Consider the following 12449-nt stretch of genomic DNA (forward strand, 5'->3'; position numbering starts at 1 on the left):
ATCACCGACATTGAGATAGCGCCTTCTCCATAATCCGTTTTGCCAGCTGACCGGCGACATTTTCTTTCAGGCCATCGTCCGTCGCGTTAGAAATATCCGTCAGTCGCATCGCCAAACGCAGCAAAGCACGAAGACTGGGCGCTGCGCCCGAGCAGCGCAGATAATCATAATAGCGCGCCGAGTGTCCAAGATAATCGGTTGAAAAGGTAGCGTGCGTAGGCGCGCGGCCAGCATTCTTTAGGAATAGATAGACTTCATCGAGGATCATGGGCCCGGCCTCCGTTACAAGCTTTTTTGTATTTATTTTCGACGCTTAGATCAGAACAGAGATGCCAGATGATAAATAAAAAATACGGGCTCTCTAACATACCCGGCCGCAAGGAGAACAAGATGGCACAAGCCACATCAATAGCCCTTACAAGGGCAGAGAAATACCGGGCGGAATGCGTCCGATGGATGACTGATTTCGAGCCGAACATGTTCGTCACCTTCGCGATCAATCGCTGGGTCAGCATGGACGAGGCGCAACGAACATTCGAGGAATTTCACCAGCGGCTCGATCGCAAGCTGCTTGGCCGTTCATATTTCGACCGTCCAGACGACCGCACCGTCTATATTGCCGCCATCGAGAAGCCGGACACAAACATTCACGTCCACGCGCTATTCCGCATGACAACGGAGCAGGCTGCGCGTTTTGGAGATGTCGCACCCGGCATCTGGACGAAACTGGTAGCGGCTGGAAACCTCGACATTCAGCCGGTCCGTCATACCGAAGGGGCGGCGCGCTATGTCACGAAGGCGTTGCGCCCTGAAACCAGCGACCGCTTGCTGACCCCACCGCACATGGAGACGACGACAAAGATTGCTGCCTAACGGGAGGACTGCCGCAACGCGAGGTCCACGGCTGACGAAGCCATCCTGTTCAAGCGGGTGCCGGCGACGGACCCGCAGTGATACCTATCACCAAATGATATTGAACATAAAGAAGTTCAAGGAACGATTGAAATCCAATAACGCTGGATATAGGTAGATTAGAAGAACGATTAAGCCACCAATAGATATTCCGTTACCAACCCCAACGGCTCAAGAACCGTGGTGATGGTGACGGAATTATTTTTGATTGAATTCCCGTATCTAGCCTCCAATCATCGGTCGCTCTTTTGATCCTCGACACTACGGCTCGATCTGTCCGAAACCAGATAGGAGCCCTCCATGTCGATCCTCAAGTCCTTGAAGCTGGCTGCCGCTGCGCCGGCTCTTCCCTCCAACACCGAATATGGCTTTCGCGCCAAGCTGTTGGGTTGGCTCGCCGAGCAGAAGGCGATGGCGGAGGCGGAAATCAAAGGCGAGCCCTTCACCGCGACGCGGCGCGTAACGCGCACCAACGATGTCGGCGAGAAGGTTCGCGTCGAAGCGCCGCGCCATGTCCGCAAGGGGTGGTTCACCGACATCGCCGGCAAGATGTTCATGCAGGTTCGTTACGGTGCGAAGCCGATCGAACTGGCGAAGGGCATGAACGCGGTCGAGGTCCAGAACCTCGCGGCACTGCCGGCCGTGATCGGATCGATCATCGAGGCGGTGAATGCAGGGGAACTGGACACCCAACTTCAGGCGGCGATCAGCGATCGGAAGGCAAACTTCAAGCCACGCGCGAAGAAGGCCGCTGCCTGATGGCGACAATCATGAGGCGGGCGGAGATTGCCCGCCTCAACGATCACTTTCGCGGCACTGGAGAGGGCGGATGGACCTTCCTGTCTGCCGGCGTCGCCGCCCTTCCGATTTCAACCAAGGATGCGATCATCCGCGCGGTGCGGCTGTTTCGCGATTTTACGCCCGATAACGATCCTTGCGGCGAACATGATTGCGCGGCCCTAACCGTCGGGAAGCATCGGATTATCTGGAAGATCGACTATCACCCTCAGGGTGGGCGCCAGGACGTCGATCTAGATGTTGCCGATCCGCGCAGCGTGCGGCGGATCATGACGATCATGTTGGCGGAGGAATATTGATGCGGCGCTACAACATCGCCGACCTCACCGATGACGACCTCCGCCGGCTGCGGATGCTGGTTCGGATGGAGCGTGCGGCAGCGCATATCGTCGTCAGAACGAACTATGCTTGGCCGATCCCGATCCAGACCCGACCACGCCAGTGGCAAGAACCGGCGATTGGCGACGCGATCAACTGATCTACCGGAAGATCGATCGATCGCATTGACGGTAGCGCCTATGGTCAACGCTATGGCGAGCATCGACATTCACTCCACGCATTCCGCGCTACGCGAGCGGATCGTGGAGCATGTTTTCGTGGGCGAAGCCCTCCGCGCGCTTTGGCGGCGCGGCATCACCGATGTCGAAGTCCTGCGGTCGGAGTTTGATGCTCACGGCTACGACTTGGTGATGGGTCGGGGCCAGATCGTCAGGCATATTCAGTTCAAGACCGGCGTGCGGAACAAGCCGTCGCCCGTATCAGTCGGCAGCGCGCTCGCGGAAAAGCCGAGCGGTTGCGTGATCTGGATTTCCGTGACGCTCGAACTGGACATGGGACCATTCTGGTGGTTCGGCGGCGAGCCAGGCGAGCCACTTCCTGATCTTTCCGATTTCGCCAGTCCCAAACGCATCGGCAGAAACATGGAAGGTGAGCGGCCCCTGCGGGCAAATCATCGAAAGGTGCCTGCTCGATACTTCCGGCGCATCGACACTATCGACGCCATGTTGGAGACGCTGTTCGGGCCGCTACCGGCTGGGCAGGCGCCAGTCGTTGTCGAAAACGGCTAAGGCAAGATCAACGCGGACAACAGGTTGCCCCGTCCGACAATGCGGCCAAGCCGATCGCGGGTCTGATCTTCGCGGTAGCTATACCATCCGACAAGCCGGCCCAGCCGATCGCGACCTTCAATCCTGTCCCCGCGACTATCCAGCCAGCCCAGCGGGTAGCCAAGCCGATCTCGTAATTCCTGTCGCATATGGTGCCTCCCAACTGTCGAGGCTTTCCGATCGAACGCCAGACTGGCGAAAGGTCAAGCTCCCCGGCTGCAGGGCCAATGCGCCCCGCTGAGGGACGAACGGCACTACGGGGGCACATGGGACGCCCGGCAGTGCGAATGACCCTGCGTGACCCCTCGCAGGGGCTATGCCGTGCGACGGGAGCGCCCTCGCTTCAACGCGGTGTCGAGCCGGGTAGCCGCGTCCCGCTTTTCACTCGCGGCGGCGGCGACTTCCTCTTCCGAGGCCGATAGGCGCACCGGTCGGTTCAGTAGCGCGTCTCGCAACGCATTTGCGTTCGTGCTGACTGTCGTGCCGTCCCGCAGAGTATAGGATGCGCCGCCGGCCGCCAGTTCGGGAAGAAAATTGAAAGTCCCGATCGTGTTACCCTGATTGTCGAACTTGATGCCGGCGGCATTGCCCGCCATCAGCAACGTCAGGGTCCGGGTCGGAATGCCGCCGATCATTTCGACAGGATCGCACCACACGACATCGACCACATTGCGGATCGCCTCGCGCACCTTCAGCCGAGCGTCGCGCATCGCCTCAGGATCACTCGGGTCGTTGATCGCCTCGCGGACTTCTAGAACACGCTGAAGGTGGACGTTCGGCGGCAGATGTCCGCGTGCGGCCTGAAGCTCCTCCGCCACCTTGGCGCATTCTGCTTCCAACGCGCGTTGTTCCTGCTTCACGGCACGAAGCACATCGTCAAACTCGTCGCGGTCTTCGTCATCGAACTGCGCCATTTTCCGAACAAGCCGCTTGGCCTCAGCCTTCTTGTTCTCGATGGCCCGTTCGATCTCCGCCAGCCGGATCGCCAACGGGCCGGACAGGTCATCGCGTTGGAAGAAACGACCATCGAGCGCGAGGTGGAGCATCGCATCAAGCGCGGCTTTCTCGAAAATGCGGTAGTTGAAAAACTCGGGACGATCGCAGCCAGTATGCCGGGCGGCGCTGTCGCATTGCAGGTAGCGATAGCGGGCATCGACCTCGGCACGCCCACGCATCGTCATCAGTCCGCCGCAATGCCGGCATCTTGCGAGGGTCGAAAACAGGTTGCGGGCATACGCCGCATAGCGGCCCGATCGGGTCTGCCAGCGTTTCGACGCGCTGGCTCTGGCCCGTGCGACGAGGTCGGCGTCGACGGCGCGCGGGAAAACATTTTCGATCCGCTCGCCGGTTTTCTTGCGTTTGCCGCTCTCCGTCATGCCGGCGGGATGATATTCGCCGTCGATAGCCGGATGCTTCAGCAGGATGCCGACATAACTCCAGCCCCAGCCTTTATTGGTCGTGGTGCTACGCGCCTTGCCCCAGCTTGGCACGCCTTGTTCATTCAGGCGCTTCGCGATGCCCCAATAGCCAATGCCATCGGCCGCCCATTCGTAAATCTGCTTCAGCACCGCCACGCGCTCGGGGATCAATTCGTATCGGCGGTAATCCTGATCCTTGTCGATCCGCTCGCCCACCACCCGCAGCCATGCCGGCGGCTTGGCGGACAGAACCTTGCCCTGCCGGGTCAGTTGCTGCTTTCGGCGCCAAGCGTCGGCGACCAATTCGCTTTTCTTCTCGCTCTCCTTGTGGCTGACCGTCGCATTCATGACGATCTCCATGATCCCCATGAGCGCCGTCGGCCCTTTCAGATAGGCCTCATCGAAGATGCGCTCGCCATCGACGGTCGCGATCCTGATGCCCTTGTCGCATAGGTCCTCCATCCATCGCTGCGTCACCCGCGGCTCGAGACGGCTCAGTCGGTCGAGCTTGTGAATGACGAGTGTGGTGCCGGGCGGGACATCACCGGCATCGACACGCTTGCGCCATTTGCCGAGATTGCCGACGCTCAGGTGATGGCCCTTCCAGGCCGATCGTCCAAGGTCTTCCACCACCTCGACCACGTTCCAGCCCTTGCGGCGGCAAAATTCCTCGCACTCCTCAAGCTGCCGCTCTTTCGAGAAGCCCTTTTCCTGCCGCTTGGTTGAGAAGCGAATATAGATAACGGCGTCGGGCAAGCCTATCCTCCGGCGATGACGCCTATGTTTCGGCCTTCTGTGTTACTTTTGGCTAAACGGTGCATATCTGGCAGCATCAGCGGGGTATCTTCCTGCCGCTGAAACGCCATCCCTTCTGCCGCTACACCTATGCGCTGAAGCCGGGGCAGTCCTTTACGCGGTATGGAATCGAGCAGCAGGCGGAGATCGTCCGTCATGCCTTTCTGTTAAAGCGTGGGGCGGTGGTCGCGGGGGCGCCGCCGCTGGCGCAGTATGAGACGTTGGTGCCGTTTAGGGGGACTCGCTGAGGTCTCGTTTGAGGCAATGGCCCTCCCCCATCCCCTCCCGCCTGCGGAGGGGTGCGATGCGCGGCAGCCTCGGAGACCAACGATGCGATGGCGCCTGCGGCAACCACAAGCACGCCCCTCCCGCAGGCGGGAGGGGATGGGGGGGAAAATCCCGAACCCAAAGCCAGCACCAGGCAAACTAATATCCGGGAAAAGCCCGGATTGTTGGATCATGGTTAATTTCGTCAACCATCTTTCTCGCGCGCGGGGCCTCCCGCGCTCGTCAGGGGATGGGAGTTACCATGACGGTCATCAACACCAATGGCGCCGCGCTTCGAGCGATGGCGGCCACGCAGCGCGCCAATACCGATCTGGCGCAATCCATGGCGCGGATGTCCTCGGGCCAGCGGATCAATTCGGCCAAGGACGACGCCGCCGGGCTGGCGATCAGCAGCTCGATGACGGCACAAATTCGCGGCATGACGCAGGGCATCCGCAACGCAATGGACGGCGTCTCGCTGGTCCAGACCGCCGACGGCGCGCTGACCGAAGTATCCAACATGCTGCAACGGATCCGCGAACTGGCGGTGCAGGCGGGATCGGGGACGTACAGCATGAGCGACCGCGCCGCGCTTCAGCTGGAGGTCACCGCGCTGTCGACGCAGATCGACCAGACGATCCGTAACGCGTCGTTCAATGGCGTCGCATTGTTCAACGCCAATCCGCCGGTTTACGACAGCAATGGAGATTTGGTCGACGCCAATGTCAAATTGAACGTACAGGCTGGACCAAACATCAGCGACACGATTCCGATATCGATTCCGCCTATCCCGACGGCCTTTCTCCGGGACGATGTAAATTACTGGTATAACTATGGCGGGCGTCTGACCGAGCCGCTTAACATAACCATTCCCTATACAGGCCCTTCATCCCACCTGGTAACTTTCGATGACTATATGGCCGGGGGAAAGATCGGGGGCGCATCGATCAATCGCGAGGACATCGGGCGGATCACCTATCCGCAAAATGGCGACCAGTGGTATGATCCCGACGGACCTCGGGTTCCAGATTTCAATTACGATACATATGTCCAACGCCGCCAATTCGCACTGACCGACGAACTGAACGTCACCAACCGCTACCGGACAGACCACACGCTGAAACGCGTCGACGAGTTGCTCGGCACGGTGGCGAACGCACAGGGACAACTCGGCGCCACGGCCAACCGGCTGCAATCGGCGGTCAGCACGCTGACCAGCGGCACCACCAACCTGTCCGAGGCCCGCTCGCGGATAGCCGATACCGATTATTCCGAAGAATCGGTCAAGCTCGCCCGCGCCCAGATTCTCGCACAGGCTTCGACCGCGATGCTCGCCCAGGCCAATCAGAGCCAGAAGGACGTGCTGAAGCTGCTCGGCCAATAACGAAAAGGGCGGCCCCGAAGGACCGCCCTTTCCTCATCCGTCCGGAAAGCCCGATCAGTCGGGCTTCTTGGCCACCGCGACCAGCGCGGGGCGCAGCAGGCGGTCCTTGATCATATAGCCCGACTGCATTTCCTGCACGATCGTGCCCGGCTCCTGGTCGGAGGGCATTTCGATCATCGCCTGATGCTTGTTGGGGTCGAGCGGCTGGCCCATCGCCTCGATCTTGGTGATGCCGTGACGGCCGAGCACGCTGTCCAGTTCGCGGCCGGTGGCGTCCAGGCCGGTCACCAGCCCCTTCCACTTATCGTCGGTGCGCAGGTCGGCCGGAATCGCCTGAAGCGCGCGCTGGAGATTGTCCGCGACCGACAGGACGTCGCGCGCGAACGCGGTCGCGGCATAGTTGCGCGCGTCGACCGCTTCCTTCTCGGCGCGGCGGCGGACATTCTGGTTCTCGGCCTGGGCGTAGAGATATTGCTGCTTGGCCTCGGCCAGCTGGTTCTCCAGCTCGGCGACGCGGTCCTGCACGGCCACTTCGGGCGCGGCCTCGGCCGTCTCTTCGCGCAGGTCGTTCTGGGTCTTGTTGGTCGTGTTATCGCTCATCATAATCCCTGTTCAGCCCATCATCCGGGCGAGCGTTGCCGCCGTGAAATCCACCATGGGCACGACGCGGGCATAGTTCAACCGCGTGGGCCCGATTACGCCGACCACACCGACCACTTGGCCGTCCAGTCCGCGAAAAGGCCGGGCGATCACCGAAGACCCCGACAGCGCGAACAACTTGTTCTCCGCGCCGATGAAGATACGCGTCGAATCCCCGGCGCGCGCCGAATCGAGCAGGCTGGCAATTTCCTGCTTGCCCTCCAGATCGTCAAGCAGGTCGCGGACCCGCTCCAGATCGGCGGCGGCGGCGGCGTCGATCAACCGCCCCTGCCCGCGCACGATCAGGATCGGCCGCCGCGCGCCATCCTCGCTCCAGACGATCAGCCCCTGTTCGACCAGCGCCCGCGCCGCGCCGTCCAGCGCCGCGCGCCCCGCCGCCAGTTCACGCTCCAACCGCTCTCGCGCCTGTCCCAGCGTGAGGCCGGCGAGCGTAGCGGAGAGATAATTGCCCGCCTCGATCAACGCAGAGCCGGTCATGCCCGGCGGCAGTTCCAGCACGCGATTCTCGACCGCGCCATCCTCGGCGACCAGCACCGCCAGCGCCTGGGTCATCGACAAGGGCACGAAGCCGATCGAGCGCAGCTTCATCTCGCGCTTGGGCACCATCACCAGTCCCGCACAGGCCGACAGCCCCGACAGCACCGCCGTCGTCGCCGCCAGCGCCTCCTCGACCGGGCCGGAGCGGGCGGCGCGCGCCTCGATCGCGGCGCGTTCCTCGATGCTGGGCTCCATGGCATGCATCATGCCGTCGACAAACAGCCGCAAACCGATATCGGTCGGCATCCGCCCCGCGCTGGTATGCGGTGCCGCCAGCAATCCGCGCTCCTCCAGTTCCTGCAACACGTTGCGGATGGAGGCGGGCGACAGGTTGATCCCCGACAGGGCGATGGTCTTCGACCCCACGGGCTGGCCGCTCGTCAGGTAGCTGTCGACCACCACACGAAAAATATCGCGTGCCCGGTCGGTCAACTCGGTGATCGGTGGGGTGACCATGACGGAAATGTAGGCATTGGCACCGCGCCACTCAACCGCGATCGGAAGACCCCTCTTCCTCTTTGCGTCCTCTGCGCCTCTGCGCGCAAAAGGAAGATTGATCACGCGAAGCCGCGAAGGCGCGAAGATTTCCAGTTCGCTCTTCGCGGCGTCGCGGCTTCGCGTGAACCATTTTGTCGCGCAGAGGGGCAGAGGACGCAGAGAAGAAGAGTGTCTTCCGATCACTACCTTGGTCTCTGGCGCATTGGGCGGGGGCCCGTTAGGGCTGTCTCCAAGGAACAAGGAGAAGACTATGCGCCCGTCCGGCCGGATGCCCGACCAGATGCGTCCCATCACCATCGAGCCGAATTTCACCCGCCACGCCGAAGGTTCGGTGTTGATCGGGTTCGGCGATACCAAGGTGCTCGTCACCGCCAGCGTCGAAGAGCGCGTCCCCCCCTTCCTGCGCGGCAAGGGCGAAGGCTGGGTGACGGCCGAATATGGCATGCTCCCCCGCGCCACCCACACACGCGGCAGCCGTGAGGCCGCCAAGGGCAAGCAGACGGGCCGCACCCAGGAAATCCAGCGGCTGATCGGCCGCTCACTTCGCGCCGTCTGCGACCTGAAGGCGCTGGGCGAGCGGCAGATCACCATCGACTGCGACGTGATCCAGGCCGATGGCGGCACCCGCACCGCCGCCATTTCGGGCGCGTGGGTCGCGCTGCGCATGGCGATCAACAAGCTGATGGCCGAGGGCAAGCTGACCAGCGACCCGATCCGCAACAAGGTCGCCGCCGTCTCCTGCGGCATCCATCAGGGCACGCCGGTCCTCGACCTCGACTATATCGAGGATTCGAACGCCGATGCCGACGCCAATTTCGTGCTGATCGAGAACGGCCACATCGCCGAGGTTCAGGCGACCGCCGAGCACGCCACCTATGACGAAGAGGCGCTGCTGCGTCTGCTCCGCCTGGCGCGCATGGGCTGCACCGAAATCTTCGCGGCGCAGGACCGGGCGATCCGCGCATGAGCGGCGAAGGCAATGGCCGCCAGGCGATCCGCAAGCTCGAACCCGGCAAGCTGGTCCTCGCCAGCCACAACAAGGGCAAGATCGTCGAATTCCGCGAACTGCTCGCGCCTTACGGCGTCGAGGTGATCGCAGCGGGCGATCTCGACCTTCCCGAGCCGGAGGAAACCGGCACGACCTTCGTCGCGAATGCCGAGCTTAAGGCACTCGCCGCCGCCGACCTGTCGGGCCTGCCCGCACTGGCCGACGACAGCGGCCTGTGCGTCGAGGCGCTGGGCGGCGATCCGGGACTGTTCTCGGCACGCTGGGCGGGGCCGGAGAAGGACTTCGCCATGGCGATGCGCGCGGTCGAGGACCGGCTGAACGAAGAACCCGACATGGCGCGCGCGGCACACTTCGTCTGCGCGCTGGCGGTCGGCTGGCCCGACGGTCATGTCGAATGGTTCGAGGGGCGCGTCGACGGCACGATCGTCTGGCCGCCGCGCGGGGACAAAGGCCATGGCTATGACCCGATCTTCCAGCCGATCGGCAAGACCGAAACCTTCGCCGAGATGGACCAGGACGAGAAGAACCGCATCAGCCACCGCGCCGATGCGTTCGGCCAGCTGGTAAAAGCGGTGTTCTGAAACATATTCCTCCCCTGTAAGGGGAGGGGGTGATCGAGCTTTGGCCTGCCCCCGGCAGACCAAGATTGTGCCGGGGGCACAATCCCGCTCGAACACGAAGCTGGTGGAGGGGTGTCCCCCTATCGAGAGCGGGACACCCCTCCGTCAGCGCTACGCGCTGCCACCTCCCCTGCAAGGGGAGGAATACGCTTACCGCTTGGCCAAGCGCTTCTGGTTCGCCGTCACCGTACGGTGCACCGGCGCCATAGCCTGGACCGGCATGGACGCACCGATCAGCATGGCCTGCGCCATCGACTCCCAGGCATCGAACATGCCACCGTGCGGATTGTGCCGCGACAGCCGCGACAAAGCCGCCTGATCGCGGTTCCAGACCTTGGCCGACTGGTCGAATGCCTTCACCTTCTCGCTGACCATAAGGGTCATTTCCGCCATCGAGAACGTGCCCGTCGCCATTGCCCCCATGCGCGAGGCGATGACGCTCTGCGCACTCAGCATCGCCTCGCCCGCCATCACCGCGAATCGCGCGGGCGCGCTCCAGAAGGTGATCCACGCCATCGGATCATAAGGATTCGCCATCGTGTCACTACCTTCCCGTCATGCTCGGCCGAGTCAGAAAGCCCGCTCGCCAAAGACGTTGCCGGTCGGGCTATAGCGGCAAACGAGGAAATCGTCGCGCGCATTGCTCGCCATCGCACAACCGACTGCCGTGGAACGCGCCCAGACGATCTGCGTGTAATGCGCGACATCGCCGAACTGGCCGGTCCGGCTGGCCTGCGGCACGGGCAGATTCACGAAGTCGCGCTTTTCGGCAACCCAATGCCCCATCATCTCGTCATAGCGATAGGCGCCGCGCGTGCCGGTCCACAGATTCTCGCCCAGCCGCGTCGGCCCCTGCGGCTGTTCGGCATGTTTGAAACGGCCAGTGCGCGCCATTTCCTGCGCATAGGCCAGCGCGCTCGCCGCCAGCCCATCGTCCCAAACCAATGGCGGCAAACCAACCTCCGCCCGCGCCGCCCGGTGGCCGTCGAGCATCGCCCAGCGCAACAGCCCCGCCCCACGCGGCGCAGGCGCGTCCGAGGTCCGCTGCTCGACGATGCGGGGCGGCGGCCGCTCCACCCCGCCGTTCTGCGAAGGGATCATCGGTCCGCATCCCGTCAGCAGGATCGCGGCGGCCGATAACGATAAGAGATGGCGAAGCGTGCGCATCGCCGCCATATCGGGGCGCATCATGTCCTCCGCAATATCGCCGTCCCCCGCCCCGCTCGCGCTTTATGTCCACTGGCCTTTCTGCGTCTCCAAATGCCCCTATTGCGACTTCAACAGCCATGTCCGCGAGTCGGTGGACCAGGCCGCCTGGGCCGAGGCGCTGCTCGCCGATCTGGCTTATGAAGCGGCGATGCTGCCGGGACGGCGGCTGACTTCGATCTTCTTCGGCGGCGGCACGCCCTCGCTGATGCCGCCCGCGACCGTCGCCGCGATCCTGAACGCCGCCGAGCGCCATTGGGGCTTTGCCGAGGGGATCGAGATCACGCTGGAGGCCAACCCCTCCTCGGTCGAGGCGGCGCGCTTCGCCGACCTCGCCGCCGCCGGGGTCAATCGCGCCTCGCTGGGCGTGCAGGCGCTGGATCACGACGCGCTGCTCTTTCTCGGCCGCGCGCACGGCGTGGACGAGGCGCTGCGCGCGCTCCAGACTGCGCAAGAGCAGTTCGGCCGCGTCAGCTTCGACCTGATCTACGCCCGTCCCGGCCAGCCGCTGGAGGATTGGGAAGCCGAGCTGACCCGCGCCATCGGCTACGGCACCGAGCATCTGTCGCTCTATCAGCTGACTATCGAGCCGGGCACGCGCTTCCACACCGAGGCTGCGGCCGGACGGCTGGTCATCCCCGATGGCGATGCCGCCGCCGACCTGTTCGAGACGACCCGCGCGATCACCGCCGCCGCCGGGTTGCCGGCCTACGAAACCTCCAACCACGCCCGGATCGGCGCGGAGAGCCGCCACAACCTGACCTATTGGCGCTACGGCGACTATGCCGGGGTCGGCCCCGGCGCCCATGGCCGCCGCGAAGGCGTCGCCACCGCGCGGCGCAAGAAGCCGGAAAACTGGATGGCCGCCGTCGACCGCAACGGCCATGGCATCGAGCTGGAGGAAACCCTCCCTCCGATCACCCGCGCCACCGAGGCACTGGTCATGGGCCTGCGCCTGGCCGAAGGCGTCGACCTGCCCCGCGTTTCCGCCCTGGCCGAAGGACGCGAAATGGTGAACCACGCCGCCGTCGCCACCCTGGCACAGCAGGGACTGGTCCGCCTGGACGGAGAGCGGCTGATCGTCACCGATGCTGGCGCGCTGTTGCTGGACGCGATCCTGCGCGAAGTAGTGATGTAGGTAGCCTTTTCAGGCGCGCATGTTTCGCGGCTGGCAATGTCACTTCCGCCACGGACGGGTCGAATTGCGCAATATCGGCATAGCCTTGACCCTCGCTGTTG

General features: G+C 63.3%; 15 protein-coding genes and 1 pseudogene. 10 read left to right on the top strand and 6 right to left on the bottom strand.

Features of this window, described 5'->3' with window-relative positions; all coding sequences use genetic code 11:
* Position 1: 1 nt before the first annotated feature.
* Positions 2-268, bottom strand: coding sequence for a DUF6626 family protein (locus KV697_RS06815; protein WP_219020652.1), 267 nt, complete (start codon positions 266-268; stop codon positions 2-4).
* Between the two features lie 188 nt (positions 269-456).
* On the opposite strand from KV697_RS06815, the gene KV697_RS06820 reads away from it, so the two are divergent.
* The 5 genes from KV697_RS06820 (at position 457) to KV697_RS06840 (ending at position 2777) form a co-directional block, all read left to right on the top strand.
* Positions 457-873 (top strand): hypothetical protein, encoded by a 417-nt coding sequence (locus KV697_RS06820; protein ID WP_219020653.1) that lies wholly within the window; start codon positions 457-459, stop codon positions 871-873.
* Between the two features lie 339 nt (positions 874-1212).
* Positions 1213-1671: a hypothetical protein gene (locus KV697_RS06825; protein ID WP_219020654.1), complete on the top strand. Its 459-nt coding sequence runs from the start codon at positions 1213-1215 to the stop codon at positions 1669-1671.
* Complete coding sequence (locus KV697_RS06830) at positions 1671-2009, top strand: DUF3768 domain-containing protein (protein ID WP_219020655.1); 339 nt, start codon at positions 1671-1673, stop codon at positions 2007-2009. The genes KV697_RS06825 and KV697_RS06830 overlap by 1 nt, the downstream gene beginning before the upstream one ends.
* The gene (locus tag KV697_RS06835; RefSeq protein WP_219020656.1) at positions 2009-2188 is read left to right on the top strand and encodes a hypothetical protein; all 180 of its coding nucleotides are present in this window, start codon (positions 2009-2011) and stop codon (positions 2186-2188) included. Before KV697_RS06830 ends, KV697_RS06835 begins: the two co-directional genes overlap by 1 nt.
* A 52-nt stretch (positions 2189-2240) precedes the next feature.
* On the top strand, positions 2241-2777 hold the full coding sequence (locus KV697_RS06840; protein ID WP_219020657.1) for a hypothetical protein: 537 nt from the start codon (positions 2241-2243) through the stop codon (positions 2775-2777).
* A 353-nt stretch (positions 2778-3130) separates the two neighbouring features.
* Here the strand turns inward: KV697_RS06840 and KV697_RS06845 are convergent, their stop codons facing one another.
* Positions 3131-4990 (bottom strand): recombinase family protein, encoded by a 1860-nt coding sequence (locus KV697_RS06845; protein WP_219020658.1) that lies wholly within the window; start codon positions 4988-4990, stop codon positions 3131-3133.
* A gap of 62 nt (positions 4991-5052) precedes the next feature.
* Here KV697_RS06845 and KV697_RS06850 point away from each other — a divergent pair.
* Positions 5053-5277 (top strand): annotated as a pseudogene (locus tag KV697_RS06850) (vgr related protein); the annotation flags it as partial.
* A gap of 281 nt (positions 5278-5558) precedes the next feature.
* The gene (locus tag KV697_RS20090) at positions 5559-6680 is read left to right on the top strand and encodes a flagellin N-terminal helical domain-containing protein (RefSeq protein ID WP_257575654.1); all 1122 of its coding nucleotides are present in this window, start codon (positions 5559-5561) and stop codon (positions 6678-6680) included.
* Positions 6681-6734: 54 nt separating this feature from the next.
* On the opposite strand, the gene grpE is transcribed toward KV697_RS20090, so the two are convergent.
* Both grpE and hrcA read right to left on the bottom strand, forming a co-directional pair.
* Positions 6735-7280 (bottom strand): nucleotide exchange factor GrpE, encoded by a 546-nt coding sequence (grpE, locus tag KV697_RS06865; protein ID WP_219020659.1) that lies wholly within the window; start codon positions 7278-7280, stop codon positions 6735-6737.
* Positions 7281-7292: 12 nt separating this feature from the next.
* The gene (gene hrcA / locus KV697_RS06870; RefSeq protein ID WP_219020660.1) at positions 7293-8333 is read right to left on the bottom strand and encodes a heat-inducible transcriptional repressor HrcA; all 1041 of its coding nucleotides are present in this window, start codon (positions 8331-8333) and stop codon (positions 7293-7295) included.
* 292 nt (positions 8334-8625) lie between these two features.
* On the opposite strand from hrcA, the gene rph reads away from it, so the two are divergent.
* Positions 8626-9342, top strand: coding sequence for a ribonuclease PH (rph, locus tag KV697_RS06875; RefSeq protein ID WP_219020661.1), 717 nt, complete (start codon positions 8626-8628; stop codon positions 9340-9342).
* Positions 9339-9965 (top strand): RdgB/HAM1 family non-canonical purine NTP pyrophosphatase, encoded by a 627-nt coding sequence (rdgB, locus tag KV697_RS06880; protein WP_219020662.1) that lies wholly within the window; start codon positions 9339-9341, stop codon positions 9963-9965. Before rph ends, rdgB begins: the two co-directional genes overlap by 4 nt.
* A 189-nt stretch (positions 9966-10154) precedes the next feature.
* Here the strand turns inward: rdgB and KV697_RS06885 are convergent, their stop codons facing one another.
* On the bottom strand, positions 10155-10541 hold the full coding sequence (locus tag KV697_RS06885) for a hypothetical protein (protein WP_219020663.1): 387 nt from the start codon (positions 10539-10541) through the stop codon (positions 10155-10157).
* A 33-nt stretch (positions 10542-10574) separates the two neighbouring features.
* On the bottom strand, positions 10575-11195 hold the full coding sequence (locus KV697_RS06890; protein ID WP_257575655.1) for a CAP domain-containing protein: 621 nt from the start codon (positions 11193-11195) through the stop codon (positions 10575-10577).
* Here KV697_RS06890 and hemW point away from each other — a divergent pair.
* Positions 11194-12348, top strand: a complete 1155-nt coding sequence (hemW, locus tag KV697_RS06895; RefSeq protein WP_219020664.1) for a radical SAM family heme chaperone HemW — start codon at positions 11194-11196, stop codon at positions 12346-12348. The two genes, KV697_RS06890 and hemW, sit on opposite strands and share 2 nt — an antisense overlap.
* Positions 12349-12449 lie beyond the last annotated feature (101 nt).

It is taken from the genome of Sphingomonas sanguinis (assembly GCF_019297835.1).
GTDB lineage: Bacteria > Pseudomonadota > Alphaproteobacteria > Sphingomonadales > Sphingomonadaceae > Sphingomonas > Sphingomonas sanguinis_D.